Below are 14,550 nucleotides of genomic sequence, written 5' to 3'. Positions count from 1 at the left end.
TTGAGCCATGAGCAACCAAACGAACCCAGAGGACAGTCTTCCGCGGCGTGCCCGGAACGAGAATCTACGGAATGAGACTGCTCGTGATGAAACCTTCGCCGGCGGGCAGCCTACGCAGGCCTATCAACAGACGCCACCAACGTACGGCGAGCGCGCATACGTAGCGGACACTGACGCAGCCGACACCACCGCGGCCTACCCGAGCGTGGCGGACCCGAACGTCACCGACCGGCAGACCGCCGTCGCACGGGAAAAGGAAAAGTTCGGCGGAATCAAGGTGGGCTCCGCGTTCTTCGGCTGGCTGGCCGCCATGGGCATGGCTGTGCTGCTCACCGCGTTCGTGGCAGCAGCGGGCACCGCCGTGGGACTGGCCAACAACACAGACGTCAACGAGGCGGTCAACCAGGTGGCAACCAACGGCACTGTGGGGCTGGTGGGCATCATCGTCCTGCTGGTGATCCTGTTCGCTTCGTACTATTCCGGCGGGTACGTGGCAGGCCGGATGGCACGGTTCAACGGCGCCAAACAGGGTTTCATGGTGTGGATCTGGGCCCTTATTGCCGCCGTCGTCATCGCTATCCTTGGCCTGGTTGCCGGACAGCAGTTCAACGTCCTGGCCAACCTGAACACCTTCCCGCGGATCCCCATCAACGAAGGCGAACTGACTATCACCAGCATCATTGCCGCCGTGGTGGTGGCTTTGGTGGCGCTCGTTGGTGCCGTCCTGGGCGGCCTGGCGGGCATGCATTTCCACCGCAAGGTGGACAGGGCAGGCTTCACCCCGGACGAAACGTACAGCGAGGGCTAGGCAAGGAGCACAGCATCTACGTAGTACCAGCGGCGGTTCTCGCGCACGAAACGGCTGGTTTCGTGGTGGACTCCGCGTACGCCGTCGTGCCGGAAATGGGCTTTGAACTCCACGGTCCCCGCCGTGTCCAGCGGTCCGCCCTGGCTCGTGGAGACGATATCGAGGCGGCGCCATTCCATGGCGGGGTCCAGTTCCAGCTCCGACGGCGCGGTGTCAGGATGCCAGGTCCGCATGAGGTAGGCGGCGTCGAGCAGGACAAACGCGCTGTACCGGGACCGCATCAACTGCTCGGCGGTGGCGGCCTCGGACTGGCCGGTATGGAACCGCCCGCAGCACTGCGCGTACGCCTCACCCGACAAGCAGAAACAACGTCGTGCGGCGGCTGGATTCTCGGGCATGATGCTCCTGTCAGGCTGGTCCGGGCCCGCAGTCCACAGGGCTTTTGGGGTCTCCTTCCGACTATAGGCGGCTGCGGCCTTGTCATATCCGGTAACAGGTTTGAAACAACACCGGACGCACCCCTTCCTGCGGCGCGACAGGCCTCAAATAGTCCGTAAGGTAGTGGAGGGGCTGTTGCCCGTGGTGATGAGTGCCGGCACGGACTCCGCTGCTGGCAGATAGGAGAGGTGACGTGGGAGATTCAACGACGCTCGCTCTGAACCTGACCTTTTTTGGCACGCTCGGCCTCGCATTCCTGATGTTCTTTGGCCTCTTCCTCCTGGTGGTAGCCACCCTTGTCCTGGCGGGGGTGGGCCGGCTGATTGCCCTGACGGTCATGGTCCTCTTAGGCAAGCTTCCCCGGCATGAAACCTTGCCGCTCGTCCGCCTGACCGGGGCATCGGGGACGGCGTCATCGGCTTCGGCCGCGGATGCGGCAATGCCAGGTCACGACGACGGCGCTGCCGCCACTTCCCCCGCGAAAACGGCGAGCGCCGGGGTGCTTCGCGCCAAAGCCGCTGCCCTGCAGACGAAGACGCGGACGACGACCGGCGCTGCCGTGTCGGCCGCACGCACCCACGGGAGTGCCGCCGTCGCCACCCTGAGGGCGCCGCGCGACTGGCGCAAGGTGCTGCGCGACGCCCGCACTGCCCTGAAACCGTCCGAATTCAAGCCGCGGTTCCAACACGCCGTCGAACATCACCCGCTGCTCACGGCCGCACGCCGTGTACCGCCGGTGCTGGCAGAAGACTGGGCCGCGGCCGTCGCGGAAGCCGATGCCCGGGCCCTTGCGCGCGCACGCGCCGCCGCACCGCAAATCAAGGTCTCCGTCCGGGACTTGCCGGATCCCGGAGTGCCCGCAGAGAAAGTGGTGGCCGTCGCTCCGCTGGTGGAGTCGGCACTGCACCAGGACCACCCGGCGCGGGATGTACCGCGGTCCTTCAAGAAGCCCTCCGCTGCTCCGCCACTTTCCCCTTTGGATACCGGCTCCCTCGTGTCACTCTCCGCCCACGCCAAGGTCATTAAAGGCAAGCTGCCCGCCGACCGGCGTTGAGGGAGACCGGGCGCCACGCCCGCCGAACGCATCCTGACGGGCCCCGACCTCAGGGCGGTCTTCACAAACCGTCATCACCGCCGTCCGCGTTACCCCGTGCTACGAAAAGCGAAGCTGTATGGCGCTTTCCCGCGGCGCGGCGCGGAATTTGTGTAGCGTCGTGACGATCCACAGCAATCCGCCGTGGGAAATCGACCGTGAGGAGCAGGGGATGAGCCTCAGCGAACTTCGTGTGTTCGGGCGGTCCGGCACGCCGATCAGCCCGCTCACGCTGGGCACCATGAACTTTGGCGAGGGACCTGGCGGCGTACCCGGCGGCCCGCCCACCGGAGCAGACGAAGGCATCCGTATCATCCAGGCCGCCCTGGACGCTGGCATCACTGCGGTAGACACCGCCGATGTCTACTCCCAGGGAGAGTCCGAACAGGTGGTGGGCCGTGCACTCCGCGGCCGGCGCGACGACGTCTTCCTCGCCACCAAGTTCCACGGCCAGATGAGCGCCAACCCCGCGCACTCGGGGAATTCCCGGCGCTGGATCATGCAGGCCGTGGAGGGCAGCCTCCGACGGCTCCAGACGGACCGGATCGACCTGTACCAGGCGCATCGGCCGGACTACAACACCGACGTGTTGGAGACCATCACCGCCCTGAACGACCTCATCCGGCAAGGCAAGATCCTTTACTACGGCACCTCGGTGTTCACGCCTGCACAGTTGGTGGAGGCACAGTGGCTTGCCACCACCAACCACCTCATCCCGCCGGTGGGCAACCAGGTGCCCTATTCCATGCTGGTCCGCGGCAACGAGCGCGACGTACTCCCCATCTCCCAGCAGTACGGGCTCGGCGTGCTTGCGTACGGACCACTGGCCGGGGGCTGGCTCTCCGGGGACTTCGTGCTGGATGCCGGCAAACCCCCGGCACGGGTGCATTCCCTGCCGGGCCGCTACGACATTTCCGGGCCTGCCAGTGAACGGAAGCTGCTGGCGTCGGATGCGCTGGCGCGGCTCGCGGACAAGCTGGAGATCTCCGTGGTGGAACTGGCCATCGGCTTTGCGCTGAACCACCCGGCCATCAGCAGCGTGATCATCGGCCCACGGACCGAGGAGCACCTTCACGCCTACCTCAAGGCAGCAGACACCCTGCTGGGCGAATCCGTGCTGGACGCGATCGACGAGTTGGTGCCTCCGGGAACCAACTTCGTGGAACGCGATGCCGGCGCGATCGTCCCGTCCCTGGAGTACGCGGAACTCAGGCGCCTCTGAGGCAGCGAGGCGCCGGCATCGCCGTCGCGATTTTTGGAAAGCCCTTTCCGTAAGTTGGCATCTCCGCTAGCCTGAAAACCATGGAATTCAGATACCTCGGAAACAGCGGCTTCAAAGTCTCGGAAATCACCTTCGGCAACTGGCTGACCCACGGCTCACAGGTAGAGAACGACGTCGCCACCCAGTGCGTACGGGCAGCGCTCGACGCCGGCATCAGCACCTTCGACACGGCGGACGTCTACGCCAACACGGCCGCGGAAACCGTCCTCGGCGAGGCGCTTAAGGGCGAGCGCCGCGAGTCCCTGGAGATCTTCACGAAGGTCTACGGCCCCACCGGCCCCAAGGGCAAGAACGATCTGGGCCTGTCCCGCAAGCACATCATGGAGTCCATCAACGGCTCGCTCCAAAGGCTCCAGACGGACTACGTTGACCTTTACCAGGCCCACCGCTACGACTTCGAGACGCCGCTGGAAGAGACCATGCAGGCATTCGCGGACATCGTGCGGCAGGGCAAGGCGCTGTACATCGGCGTGAGCGAGTGGACGGCCGAACAGCTCCGCGAAGGCCACGCATTGTCCCGGGAACTGGGCTTCCAGCTGATCTCCAACCAGCCGCAGTACTCCATGCTCTGGCGGGTCATTGAGGCAGAGGTTGTGCCGGCGTCGGAAGAACTGGGCGTGTCCCAGATCGTCTGGTCCCCCATGGCGCAGGGCGTGCTGAGCGGAAAGTACCTTCCGGGCCAGCCTGCCCCCGAAGGCAGCCGTGCCACGGACGACAAGGGCGGCGCCAAGATGATCCAGCGCTGGATGCGCGACGACGTGCTTGCCGGCGTCCAGAAGCTCAAGCCGATCGCCGCGGAAGCTGGTCTCTCCATGCCGCAGCTCGCGGTGGCCTGGGTCCTGCAGAACCCGAACGTCGCCTCGGCCATCGTGGGCGCATCCCGCCCGGAGCAGATCGCGGACAGCGTGGCCGCCGCAGGCGTGGTCCTCGAGCCGGAGGTCCTGAAGAACATCGACGACGCGATCGGATCCCTCGCCGAACGCGATCCGGCGGAGACCAAGTCGCCCGCGGCCCGCGAAGCCTAAGCGCCCGGGCACTGCCGTTGACTGGGCCATCCGCCCGGGCGTAAACCTGTCAGAGGGGGACCCTCCAGCCTCATCGAGCAGAATCGTACGGCCATGAAGCAGATCTACCGGCAACGCCAGTCAGCCCGCCCCGTGCCGCAGGCCGGCGCGCCCACGTCGGGGCCGTTGACCCCCGAGGAGCTCCAGTTGGCTGCGCGGAACCATTCGATGCCGCTCGAGGCGCTGCGCCGTGACATCACGCCACCCGGCCTCCACTATGTCCTCACGCATTTCGACATCCCCGACCTTGAGGCCGCCTCGTGGCACCTGCAGGTCAAGGGAGCTGTGGAGCGGTCACTGGAGCTTAGCCTGGCAGCGCTCAGGAAGGACCCGGCCATCACCCTTCCGGTCACGCTTGAGTGTGCGGGCAATGGCAGGTCCCTGCTCAAGCCACGTCCGCTGAGCCAGCCCTGGATCATGGAAGGAGTGGGGACAGCGGAGTGGACGGGGGTGCCCTTGGCCTACCTGCTCGCGAAGGCCGGCGTGCTGCCCGAGGCCGTGGAAGTGGTGTTCACCGGGGCCGATGCCGGCATCCAGGGCGGCGTCCGGCACCACTACGCACGGAGCCTTCCGATCCGCGAGGCAATGCGTCCCGACGTCGTGCTCGCCTACCGGATGAACGGCGCCGATCTGCCGCCGCAGCACGGCTACCCCCTCCGCCTGGTGGTACCGGGCTGGTACGGCATGACCAGCGTCAAGTGGCTGGAGTCCATCGATGTGGTGACGCACCCGTTCACTGGGTTCCAGCAGCAGCCGGCGTACCGGTACCAGGACAACGCGGACGACGCCGGCACACCGGTTTCGCGGATCAGGGTCCGTTCGCTGATGGTTCCGCCGGGCATACCGGATTTCTTCACGCGCCGCCGGGTGCTCACGCACGGGCCGGTGATGCTTCAGGGCAGGGCCTGGTCCGGCCAGGGTGCAGTGACCGGCGTTGAGGTGGGGATCGACGGCAAGTGGGTGGCCGCCCAGCTCGAAAAGCCGGCCGGGCCCTTTGCCTGGCGCAAGTGGACGCTGCCGTGGGTGGCTGATCCGGGCGAACACGAGTTGGCCTGCCGGGCCACGGACGCCACCGGAGCCACCCAGCCACTTGAGCAAAACTGGAATTATCAGGGGATGGGCAACAACGTGGTGCAGCGGGTACACGTCACCGTCGACTAAGCGGGCTGGCGTGAACGGCTGGCGGGAGCAGGGAAGATTCGCACAAGATCCACGCCGTATACTCAGTGCCAGCCATGACCATCCTTCCTTCCTCACCCGCCAGCGTCCGCATCGATGCGTGGCTGTGGGCGATCCGCGCCTACAAGACACGTTCTGCCGCCACTGCCGCCTGCCGCGCGGGCCACGTTCGGCTGAACGGCAGTCCCGCAAAAGCATCTGCAACCCTGGTCACAGGCGACACCGTCACCGTCCGGATGTCCGGCTACGAACGGATTCTTGAGGTCCGGCGCCTGATCGCCAAGCGCGTCGGCGCCGAGCCGGCATCCCATTGCTTCACTGATCACACTCCGCCGCGTCCCATTGCCCCGGCCCTTGGCCTCCCGCAGCGGGACCGTGGTGCTGGGCGCCCCACCAAGAAGGACCGCCGCGAGATGGAGCGGCTCCGGGGCGACGCCACCTAGTCCCACGGCCGGGTCGGCGGTGCTGGGCAGCGCTGCCCATCGGGCAACGCGAGCCGAATGGCTAGGCTGGTAGGCGGGCGGGATAGGCCCCGCGCTCGGGTTGGACAATTGCGGCTGCGAGCGCAGGCCGCGAATCTGGGGGAATCATTGGGGACTGCTGCGAAACCGTTCAGGGTCAACGGTCATCCGCGCGTCAAGGCCGGGCTGCGCTGGCGCGCAGGAGATCCGTACTCCATCGGAGAGCGGACCGACGGCCAATGCTCTCTTCGCCTGCCAACACTGCGCAGCGACGGCGACATAGTGGGAGCCTCGGAAGAGTTCCAAAAGGTCATGGACGCCATCAACCCTGTCCTGGAACCGAACGGCTTCGGCCCCGTCTCAGTTCTCGACGAGGGCTCCCAAGGGTGGTGGTCAGTCACGTCGAGCAACGCCCAGGGCGCGAGGGTGCGTATTTTCGGACGGACCTGGGTCAAGTTGGCGTTCAGCGTTCCAGTCGAATCGGAAACCTGCGCCGCCGGCGAACTTATAGGGCTGGCTCCATGACCGAACTCATTCTGGCCTCCATCCGCCAGCCTGGCGAGGATACCGTCTCTGACCTGCACATCGCTGAGGGGTTGGTGACCCGCATCAGTGCCGGCGGCGGAATCCCGCGCGGCGCGCGCGTGGTCCACCTGGACGGGCGCTATGTCATTCCGGGGCTCTGGGACGAGCACGTCCACATGACCCAGTGGGCGATGCACTCAAACAGGCTGGACCTGTCCGCCGCGGCGTCCGCGCACGAGGCCGCCGCCGCCGTCGGACTTTATGTTCATCACGCCGATCCGTCGGTCACCAGCGTGGGGGTAGGCTTCCGCGACGCCTTGTGGCCCGACGTCCCCACGCTGGAAATGCTCGACGCCGCCACAGGGAACCAGCCCACCGCACTGATCAGCCACGACCTGCATTGTCTCTGGCTGAACAGCGCTGCTGCCCGGCGATATGGGGTGGAGGTTGACGCCAGTGGCCTGCTCCGGGAGGAACCTGCCTTTGCCGTCACCCGCGATCTGGGCAAACTTCCCGATTCACTGGTGGACGGCTGGGTCCGCGATGCCGCCCGGGCAGCTGCAGCCCGGGGCATCGTGGGCGTCGTTGATTTCGAGATGACCTGGAACCGTGACGTCTGGCTGCGGCGCATCGCCGATGGCTTCGATGCCATCCGCGTGGACGCCGGCGTCTACCCCGAGGACCTGGAGCGGGCACGCAACGATGGCATGCGCACAGGATTGGAGCTCGACGGCGGCAGGGGGCTCCTGCGGGTCGGCCCGCTGAAAGTCCTCATCGACGGTTCGCTGAATACCCGGACGGCTTTTTGTTCGGATCCGTACCCCGACGGCAGCTACGGGCTACTGACCGTCAGCGAAGGCGAGTTACTGTCCCTGCTTCGGCGGGGGCGGGAGTACGGTTTTGTCCCGGCGGTCCATGCCATCGGCGACGCCGCCAACCGTATGGCCCTTGACGTGTTTGAGCGCGCGGGGATCGGTGGCCGAATTGAGCACGCGCAGTTTGTCGGGGCGGAGGATCTGGCGCGCTTTGGGTCCCTGGGGGTTACTGCCAGCGTGCAGCCGGTCCATGCACTGGATGATCGCGACGCCGCAGAGTCCAACTGGAGCGGCCGTACGCAGCGGGCCTTTCCGCTGAGGTCGCTCCTCGACGCAGGGGCCACGTTGGCGCTGGGTTCGGACGCGCCGGTTGCCCCGCTGGATCCGTGGGCCGGGATGTCGGCGGCCACCACCAGGTCCCGGCAGGACGGCCGCGGGCCCTGGCATCCCCAGGAATGCATCAGCAGAAGGCAGGCGCTGGTGGCCTCCGCGAGGGGCAGCAGCCGGATCCGGGTGGGGGACCTGGCGGACCTGGTGGTGCTCGACGCCGATCCGCTGGCTGTCTCCGACACGGAATTCGGCGCCCTACCAGTTGCGGCAACGCTGCTGGCGGGCCGCTTCACGTACGACGGCGGCCTGGCTTAGTTCCTGGTCCGGGCCTGGATGAGGTTCGCGAACGGCAGCCGCCCAAACTCCGCCACAAAGTCCGCGTGGAGCCTGGCTTCGGTGCTGTTCACTTGGTCGGTGGGGACCTCTTTCCAGGCGATGACCAGCGAGTCGGGTGCCGCGAGCTGCCACACCAGCCGGCCGTCCCAGTGGCCCGGCGGCTTACCCTTGCCGAAGTCAAGGAACTCCTGGATCTGCCGGCGGAGTCCACGGTTTCCCTTGCTGCCGGGACCCGCCTTGCCGAGATAGAGGACGTCGGCGTCCGGAACCCACTCCGCAGCCAATGCAGGTTCCGGTAGCGAGGGGTCCTTCTTTTTGAAGATGCCGGCCGTGCTCTTTTTCAGGAACCTCGGCTCGAAGCCGTCCGGTCGGAGCACGGCGAAGACTCCCGTGCCCTGCGGGATCCGCATGATCTCGAGGCTGCCGACCGCCCTGAATCCTGCGAACCCCTCGGCCCTAAGGGATGCCCTGCTGACCATGGCGACGGTTCCTTAAGTCGGGGAGGCCCGCGGTGTGGGGATGCCTTTCCATTGTTCCCCAACGCGGCACCATCCTTGAACTCAAGGGAATAGAATAATTCCCGCCCGCGCAGCCCCACGTCCAAAAGCGTAGAGTGGCCTAAGACGCCTGATTCTGGACGCCGTGCTGCTGAGGGAGAAACCGTGACGATTGACTGGGACGAAAAAAAGGCCCTGCTACAGGAACCGAACATCGCGGCCGTGACGCAGCTTTGTGACGAACTGATGGAAAAGAAGCCAGGGTCCATCGTCCCGTACATCGACCCCGTCCACGACGAGGACGAATGCCGGATCGTGAGCCTCCAGGTCAGCCCGGGCAAGGGCACGGAATCCGGGTTCGTCTCCCATTACAACGACGACGAAGCCGCCCGCCGCGCTACCCAGATCTACGAACTCGCTGAACTTGACCCCCGCTATGTGATGCCCTGGAACGCCTACCCGTGGGTGCGCGACCCCGATCTCCCCACCGCGCTCAACGTCCAGGAAAAGACCGACGGTCTGCGTCCCTTCCGCCAGTTCCTCAAAATCAACTCCCGTGTTTCGGCCATCATCGCCCACGGCACCGATGCCTCCACGTTCCTGACCCTCTTCGAGAAGACCTACCACTCATCCCTGAAGAACAGCGGCATCAAGATCTACAAGGCCAGCGCGCTCGGCGGGCGGGCCTTTGCTGTTTCTGAAGCCAAGCAGGAAGAGCTGCTCACGAAGAGCGTCGAGGTCTACAAGGACGCCATGCAGCGCGCAGGCATCCAGCACCTCTAGCCAGCCGGGAACGCACGACGGCGTGATCCCCTGTAGGGCGAGCCACTGCGGTGTAGGTTGGGCCAATGGAAGTGCTCGACTGGTTGCTCGACTCCGATCCCTCCATCCGCTGGCAGGTCCTGCGTGACCTCGTTGATGCCCCCGCCCCGGAGGTTGCCGCCGAACGGGACCGTGTTGCCACATCCGGTTGGGGCGCCCGGCTCCTTGCACTGCAGGGCACCGACGGACAATGGGACGGCGGCACATACTGGCCGGCGCATGACGATGACCCGGACAGCCAGCCGTGGACCGCAACCACCTACAGCCTCCTGCTGCTGCGCGGGTTCGGCCTGGACCCTGCCAGCCCTGAAGCCCGGCAGGCAATCAGCCTGGTCCGCGACAACAGCCGCTGGGAGGAAGGCAACCAGCCTTTCTTCGATGGCGAGGTGGAGCCCTGCATCAACGGCATGGTCGTTGCCCTCGGCGCCTACTTCGGTGAGAACGTGGACCCGGTGGTGGAGCGGCTGGTTCGGGAACAGCTCTCGGACGGCGGATGGAACTGCGAGGCCGAGAGAGGTTCCACACGCTCGTCCTTCCACACCACCATCTGCGTGCTTGAGGGGCTTCTTGAGCACGAACGTTCCACCGGCGGGACCTCCCGATCGCGGCAAGCACGGCGGCGGGGCGAAGAATACCTCCTGGCCCGAAGCCTGCTGAGGCGAAAGAGCAATGGCGAGCTAATCAACGGTCAATGGCTCCAGTTCTCCTACCCCACGCGCTGGTTCTACGACGTGCTCCGCGGGCTGGACTACTTCCGGGCTGCTGGCGGCGCTCCCGACAAACGGCTGGAAGAAGCCGTGGAGGTAGTCCGTTCCAAGCGGCAACCAAATGGCCAGTGGCTGCTGGAAAACACCCACGCGGGCAAAGTCCACTTCCAACTGGAGGACGGCGACGGGAATCCCAGCCGTTGGAACACCCTCCGCGCCCTGCGGATACTCAGGTGGTACGACGGGCTGTGACGATGCGCCACCCTGACCCGCTTAGCCCTCGAGCAACCTTCGGCGGTGCTTCAACTCCTTAACCCACGCCCGGGTGACCATGTCGGGGAATGGCGAGCCGCCGTCGTCGTTGATTCCCGAGCCACCTACACCGGCGAAGGCGATGCCCGCCTCCAGGTCTGCGATCAACGGGCCTGACGCTTTCAGGGCCAGTTCCACCACCTGGACCGCTGTGCGGTCCGTGAGCCCCAGCGCCGTGGCCCAGCCCAGGAAGTGCCGTCGCGAAATCCCGCTCCGCTTTCCCGCCAACGTCAGCGCCAGGGTTTTATCGCCGTACACCACGGTGGAGGGGATGTCGTAGACCGGGGCGATGGTCCACTCGCCGTGCGGCTGCTGAACCATCGAGACATTCTTGGCGTGGAGGTCGCCGTTGCCGCTGAGCCACGCAAACGCGCCCTGGATGGCCAGGTTCCTCAGGGCGGGCAGGGGCGCCGAACAGTAGTCCGCAAGCGCCTGGCACACCTGGCCATAGCCCACGTTGTACTTGTCCGCCGGATAGAGCTTGAGCACCTGCGCCCCGTCCTCCACAGCCAGTCGCCGCACCTCGTCCGGACCGCCGCCCGCGATGGGCACCCGGTCGAAACGCTCCACCAGCAGGCCCGGCCGGCCCGCTACGTCCCGGATCAGTTGCACCCGGCTGAGCGGGAGCCGCAGTTTGGCGGCGTACCGGAACATCACCAGCTCGTTTTCCACCACGTGCGGAAACTCCGGGGCATTGAGTTTGAGGATAAACCGCCTGCCGGCGCTGGCCACGGGGAGCGAGATCATGCCGGCCGAGAGCTTGTCCTGCACGCCTGCCAACGCCACCGGGTCGATCAGGTCCGGGTCGCCCAGCAGCTGGTCGAAGTCCACCGGCAGCTTCGGATCCAGCTGGACGGCGTGCTCGTCCGGGTCCAGCGGTTCGCCGTGGCCAACAATCTGGACGTCGCCCACCGGATTGCCGCCGGCAGCGATGAGCAGCGAGAGGTCGTCGTCGGCGCTTGTTTTGATGGAGCGCCGGAGCGCGTTGAGCCTGCGGCCCTCCGGCAGCAGCCCGGTGAAATAGGGCGGCGCCGCTCCTGCCGCCGACAGGACGGGGACGCTGGTGAGCGGCAGGGAACTGGCGACGGCGGGTCCCCCGGACGCGAGGTACGCCGGCAGATAGCTGAACCGCGTGCCGCCGTCGTGCCGTTCCAGCCTCGCGGCAAGCACACCGGCCTTATAGATATCGGCAATGCGGTGTTTCATGGCGCTGGTTCTTGTTCCCTGGCGGTGCCGCTGAGCGCGCGGGCGGCCTGGCTGGTTCTGGTGGCCAGTTGCAGCTCCAGCCCCAGGGTTTCGAGCAGGGCGGTCAGGGAATCCAGCTGAATACTCGGCTTGCCCTGTTCAACAAACCGGACAAAACGCTCTGATACACCTGCCATGTCCGCGAGATCCTGCTGGGTGAGGCGCATGCCTATACGGCGCGAGCGGACCTCTCTGGCCAAGTGATCGCTGATCGATGCCGCCATAACACTCCCATAGGTACGATCGTGCCGATTCAATGTCCTGGGAAGAGCCTACGCCGATACTTTTCCGGGGGAAAGGGCGCAACCGGCACGAACGTGCCGCTGGGTTTATACATCCGCAGGTGAGCCACGCTCGGATCTTGACACCCCCTTGTGACCCGTGCCATATTTTAAGCGTGAACCTGTCAGACAGCCGGACAGCAGGACAGCCTGCCGAGTCCGCCGCGGAGCCAATGGCCCCGGGCACCAGCGCCATCCCGCGCCTGCCCCAGCCTCTCGCCCGGCTCAGCGCTGCCGAAGCAGTGTTCAACGCCATTCGGAGCGACATCGAATCAGGGCAGGTTCCGGTCGGCGGCAAACTGAGCTCGGAGGCCATGCTCTCGCAGCAGTACGGCGTCAGCCGCTCAGTCATCCGGGAAGCCCTGCGCTCCTGCACCGCGCTGGGGCTGACCGTTACCAAGACGGGCAAAGGCACCTTTGTAGTGGCCGACAAGGTAGCCAACGACCTCACGCTGGGCCAGTACTCCGCCCGGGACCTCACCGAGGCCCGTCCGCATATCGAGGTCCCTGCAGCAGGATTGGCCGCCGAGCGTCGGAGTGAGGAAGAACTGGAGACCCTGCGGCACATTGTCGAAGCAATGACCGCCGAAACGGACCCGGAATCATGGGTTGCCCTGGACTCCAGCTTCCACGAAGCCATCGCCCGCGCCAGCGGCAACAAAGTGTTCGCCAGCGTCGTCGCCGATATCCGGGGCGCCCTGGCGTTCCAGTCAGAAACGCTGAACATGGTGGCCGACCGCCAGCACGCGTCGGACATCGAACACCAGCACATCCTCGCCGCAATCGAGGCGGGCTCCGCTGACGCCGCGAGCACAGCAATGGCCGAACACCTGCGCGCCGTCGGCGTTGCCCTCGATTCCATCCTCAATAAATAACCGCGTTAACAAGTACCAGCCACCCCAAGGACTTCATGCCAGCCCCCGCCATGCCCGCTGCCCACACCGCTGCCCCCGGCACCGCCGAAGCAGCATCCGGCACACTTCCGCAGCACGCTCCCCTGGTGGTCGCCACCCGCGACGGCCTGGTGGAGAGCGTCCATTACGGCTCGGCTATTGCCACGGCACCGGACGGCTCAACCGCGGCAACGGCGGGCAATCCCATGGCACCGTTCTACCCGCGCTCTTCCCTTAAGCCCCTGCAGGCCGTGGCCATGGTCCGCGCCGGCCTTAACCTCCCCGCCGACCTGCTGGCCCTGTCCGCAGCGAGCCACTCCGGCGCTGCCATTCACCGCGGCGGCACCCAGCGCATCCTCGCTATGCACGGGCTCACTACCCGCGACCTGGAGAACAGCACAGACCTCCCCTATGGCAGCACAGAGCGCGAGGACTGGCTGCGATCCGGTTTCCACGCCACCCAGCTAACCCAAAACTGCTCCGGAAAGCATGCCGCCATGGCTGCCACCTGCGTCATCAACGGCTGGCCGGTCAAGGGCTACCTGGACCCGTCCCACCCACTCCAGCAGCTCGTTGCCGCCACCATCACTGAGCTGACGGGCGAGGTACCCTTTGCCCGCAGCACGGACGGCTGCGGCACCCCGCTCTTCGCCCTCACCCTTCGAGGGATGGCCCGCGCCTTCGGCCGCATAGCTCTCGCCGCCGGGAACGCCGCCGGAAGGACCTCCGACGACGCCGCAACCGCCGCACCTGCGGCGGAAGCCGCCGTCGGACTGGCCATGCGCCAGCACCCGGACATGGTGGCCGGCGAACGCCGCGACGTCACCGATCTGATGCGGCTGCTTCCCGGATCCGTGGCGAAAGACGGTTTTGAAGGTATTCAGCTCGTAGGCCTGCCCGATGGCCGTGCCGTGGGTGTCAAGATTTCCGACGGCGGCGACCGCGCCCGGATGCCCGCCACCGTCCGCCTGCTCGATTACCTGGGAGTGGACGTAACGCCGCTGGCCGGAATCGGCACTTCCCCAATACTGGGCGGCGGTCACAAAGTTGGCCTGCTGCAGCCCACAGACTTCCTGTCCCCGCCCAACGAAGCCCTGCGGGAAGTCGGTGACCACCGGCCTGACCGCCCTTGATGCCCGTACCGCTGACCCGGTCCGAGCACGACCTGCCACCACCTACCCCGAACATCTCCGGATCACGGTGGCACACATCCATCGGCCTGGCCATCGCCCTGAACACCCATCCGGGCAGTGCCAACCTCAGCAAGTAATCCCCCACCGCCCCTGGTCCCGCAAGCTCAGCCAGGGATCCCTGCGGTCGTGGGCCCACCAACCGCTCTCCCGAAGGACACCCCATGACAAATTCCCCCATCCCTGACCACCTCATCGACGGCGGGCATGCGCATGCCAGTGAGTCGGCGTTGCATGCGGAGGATAAGGGTTATCACAAGAACCTCAAGCCC

16 protein-coding genes are annotated in these 14,550 nt (G+C 66.2%); 12 read left to right on the top strand and 4 right to left on the bottom strand.

Going from position 1 to position 14,550, the window contains the following annotated elements; all coding sequences use genetic code 11:
• The first annotated feature begins 7 nt into the window (after nucleotides 1-7).
• On the top strand, nucleotides 8-808 hold the full coding sequence (locus V9L17_RS20430) for a hypothetical protein (RefSeq protein WP_337348984.1): 801 nt from the start codon (nucleotides 8-10) through the stop codon (nucleotides 806-808).
• On the opposite strand, the gene V9L17_RS20425 is transcribed toward V9L17_RS20430, so the two are convergent.
• Nucleotides 805-1,206 carry a YchJ family protein gene (locus V9L17_RS20425; RefSeq protein WP_337348983.1) on the bottom strand — a complete coding sequence of 134 codons (402 nt, stop codon included), beginning with the start codon at nucleotides 1,204-1,206 and terminating at the stop codon, nucleotides 805-807. The genes V9L17_RS20430 and V9L17_RS20425 overlap by 4 nt on opposite strands.
• 233 nt (nucleotides 1,207-1,439) lie before the next feature.
• Here V9L17_RS20425 and V9L17_RS20420 point away from each other — a divergent pair, with 233 nt between their 5' ends.
• From V9L17_RS20420 to V9L17_RS20390, 7 genes are all read left to right on the top strand, one after another.
• Nucleotides 1,440-2,300, top strand: a complete 861-nt coding sequence (locus V9L17_RS20420; RefSeq protein ID WP_337352694.1) for a hypothetical protein — start codon at nucleotides 1,440-1,442, stop codon at nucleotides 2,298-2,300.
• Nucleotides 2,301-2,511: 211 nt separating this feature from the next.
• Entirely contained in the window at nucleotides 2,512-3,561 is a 1,050-nt protein-coding gene (locus V9L17_RS20415) for an aldo/keto reductase (protein WP_337352708.1), read from the top strand.
• An 80-nt stretch (nucleotides 3,562-3,641) separates the two neighbouring features.
• Entirely contained in the window at nucleotides 3,642-4,646 is a 1,005-nt protein-coding gene (locus V9L17_RS20410) for an aldo/keto reductase family protein (protein ID WP_337348981.1), read from the top strand.
• 93 nt (nucleotides 4,647-4,739) lie between these two features.
• Nucleotides 4,740-5,846 (top strand): sulfite oxidase, encoded by a 1,107-nt coding sequence (locus tag V9L17_RS20405; protein ID WP_337352693.1) that lies wholly within the window; start codon nucleotides 4,740-4,742, stop codon nucleotides 5,844-5,846.
• Nucleotides 5,847-5,920: 74 nt separating this feature from the next.
• On the top strand, nucleotides 5,921-6,307 hold the full coding sequence (locus tag V9L17_RS20400) for an RNA-binding S4 domain-containing protein (RefSeq protein ID WP_337348979.1): 387 nt from the start codon (nucleotides 5,921-5,923) through the stop codon (nucleotides 6,305-6,307).
• A gap of 147 nt (nucleotides 6,308-6,454) precedes the next feature.
• Nucleotides 6,455-6,850 (top strand): hypothetical protein, encoded by a 396-nt coding sequence (locus V9L17_RS20395; protein ID WP_337352692.1) that lies wholly within the window; start codon nucleotides 6,455-6,457, stop codon nucleotides 6,848-6,850.
• The gene (locus tag V9L17_RS20390) at nucleotides 6,847-8,310 is read left to right on the top strand and encodes an amidohydrolase (protein WP_337352691.1); all 1,464 of its coding nucleotides are present in this window, start codon (nucleotides 6,847-6,849) and stop codon (nucleotides 8,308-8,310) included. The genes V9L17_RS20395 and V9L17_RS20390 overlap by 4 nt, the downstream gene beginning before the upstream one ends.
• Here V9L17_RS20390 and V9L17_RS20385 read toward each other — a convergent pair.
• The gene (locus V9L17_RS20385) at nucleotides 8,307-8,810 is read right to left on the bottom strand and encodes a hypothetical protein (RefSeq protein ID WP_337352690.1); all 504 of its coding nucleotides are present in this window, start codon (nucleotides 8,808-8,810) and stop codon (nucleotides 8,307-8,309) included. The genes V9L17_RS20390 and V9L17_RS20385 overlap by 4 nt on opposite strands.
• A gap of 183 nt (nucleotides 8,811-8,993) precedes the next feature.
• Here V9L17_RS20385 and V9L17_RS20380 point away from each other — a divergent pair, with 183 nt between their 5' ends.
• Complete coding sequence (locus tag V9L17_RS20380; RefSeq protein ID WP_337348976.1) at nucleotides 8,994-9,611, top strand: uracil-DNA glycosylase; 618 nt, start codon at nucleotides 8,994-8,996, stop codon at nucleotides 9,609-9,611.
• Nucleotides 9,612-9,676: 65 nt separating this feature from the next.
• Complete coding sequence (locus V9L17_RS20375) at nucleotides 9,677-10,609, top strand: hypothetical protein (RefSeq protein ID WP_337352689.1); 933 nt, start codon at nucleotides 9,677-9,679, stop codon at nucleotides 10,607-10,609.
• 21 nt (nucleotides 10,610-10,630) lie between these two features.
• Here V9L17_RS20375 and V9L17_RS20370 read toward each other — a convergent pair whose 3' ends face one another.
• Both V9L17_RS20370 and V9L17_RS20365 read right to left on the bottom strand, forming a co-directional pair.
• On the bottom strand, nucleotides 10,631-11,875 hold the full coding sequence (locus V9L17_RS20370; RefSeq protein WP_337352688.1) for a type II toxin-antitoxin system HipA family toxin: 1,245 nt from the start codon (nucleotides 11,873-11,875) through the stop codon (nucleotides 10,631-10,633).
• Nucleotides 11,872-12,138 carry a helix-turn-helix transcriptional regulator gene (locus V9L17_RS20365; protein ID WP_337352687.1) on the bottom strand — a complete coding sequence of 89 codons (267 nt, stop codon included), beginning with the start codon at nucleotides 12,136-12,138 and terminating at the stop codon, nucleotides 11,872-11,874. Before V9L17_RS20365 ends, V9L17_RS20370 begins: the two co-directional genes overlap by 4 nt.
• 173 nt (nucleotides 12,139-12,311) lie before the next feature.
• Here V9L17_RS20365 and V9L17_RS20360 point away from each other — a divergent pair, with 173 nt between their 5' ends.
• Entirely contained in the window at nucleotides 12,312-13,070 is a 759-nt protein-coding gene (locus tag V9L17_RS20360) for a FadR/GntR family transcriptional regulator (RefSeq protein WP_376047567.1), read from the top strand.
• A gap of 35 nt (nucleotides 13,071-13,105) precedes the next feature.
• Nucleotides 13,106-14,221 carry an asparaginase gene (locus V9L17_RS20355; protein WP_337352686.1) on the top strand — a complete coding sequence of 372 codons (1,116 nt, stop codon included), beginning with the start codon at nucleotides 13,106-13,108 and terminating at the stop codon, nucleotides 14,219-14,221.
• Nucleotides 14,222-14,550: the final 329 nt, after the last annotated feature.

This window comes from Pseudarthrobacter sp. CCNWLW207 (assembly GCF_037203945.1).
Taxonomy (GTDB): Bacteria; Actinomycetota; Actinomycetes; order Actinomycetales; family Micrococcaceae; genus Arthrobacter.
The sequence above is the reverse complement of the archived record's forward strand: the minus strand, read 5'-3'. Positions and strand labels throughout refer to the sequence as shown.

What these genes read in the sequence shown, in the direction of transcription:
- V9L17_RS20430 (WP_337348984.1), top strand. Translation starts at nt 8, where the DNA reads ATGAGCAACCAAACGAACCCAGAGGACAGTCTTCCGCGGCGTGCCCGG.
- V9L17_RS20425 (WP_337348983.1), bottom strand. Translation starts at nt 1,206, where the DNA reads ATGCCCGAGAATCCAGCCGCCGCACGACGTTGTTTCTGCTTGTCGGGT.
- V9L17_RS20415 (WP_337352708.1), top strand. Translation starts at nt 2,512, where the DNA reads ATGAGCCTCAGCGAACTTCGTGTGTTCGGGCGGTCCGGCACGCCGATC.
- V9L17_RS20410 (WP_337348981.1), top strand. Translation starts at nt 3,642, where the DNA reads ATGGAATTCAGATACCTCGGAAACAGCGGCTTCAAAGTCTCGGAAATC.
- V9L17_RS20405 (WP_337352693.1), top strand. Translation starts at nt 4,740, where the DNA reads ATGAAGCAGATCTACCGGCAACGCCAGTCAGCCCGCCCCGTGCCGCAG.
- V9L17_RS20400 (WP_337348979.1), top strand. Translation starts at nt 5,921, where the DNA reads ATGACCATCCTTCCTTCCTCACCCGCCAGCGTCCGCATCGATGCGTGG.
- V9L17_RS20390 (WP_337352691.1), top strand. Translation starts at nt 6,847, where the DNA reads ATGACCGAACTCATTCTGGCCTCCATCCGCCAGCCTGGCGAGGATACC.
- V9L17_RS20385 (WP_337352690.1), bottom strand. Translation starts at nt 8,810, where the DNA reads ATGGTCAGCAGGGCATCCCTTAGGGCCGAGGGGTTCGCAGGATTCAGG.
- V9L17_RS20375 (WP_337352689.1), top strand. Translation starts at nt 9,677, where the DNA reads ATGGAAGTGCTCGACTGGTTGCTCGACTCCGATCCCTCCATCCGCTGG.
- V9L17_RS20370 (WP_337352688.1), bottom strand. Translation starts at nt 11,875, where the DNA reads ATGAAACACCGCATTGCCGATATCTATAAGGCCGGTGTGCTTGCCGCG.
- V9L17_RS20365 (WP_337352687.1), bottom strand. Translation starts at nt 12,138, where the DNA reads ATGGCGGCATCGATCAGCGATCACTTGGCCAGAGAGGTCCGCTCGCGC.
- V9L17_RS20355 (WP_337352686.1), top strand. Translation starts at nt 13,106, where the DNA reads ATGCCAGCCCCCGCCATGCCCGCTGCCCACACCGCTGCCCCCGGCACC.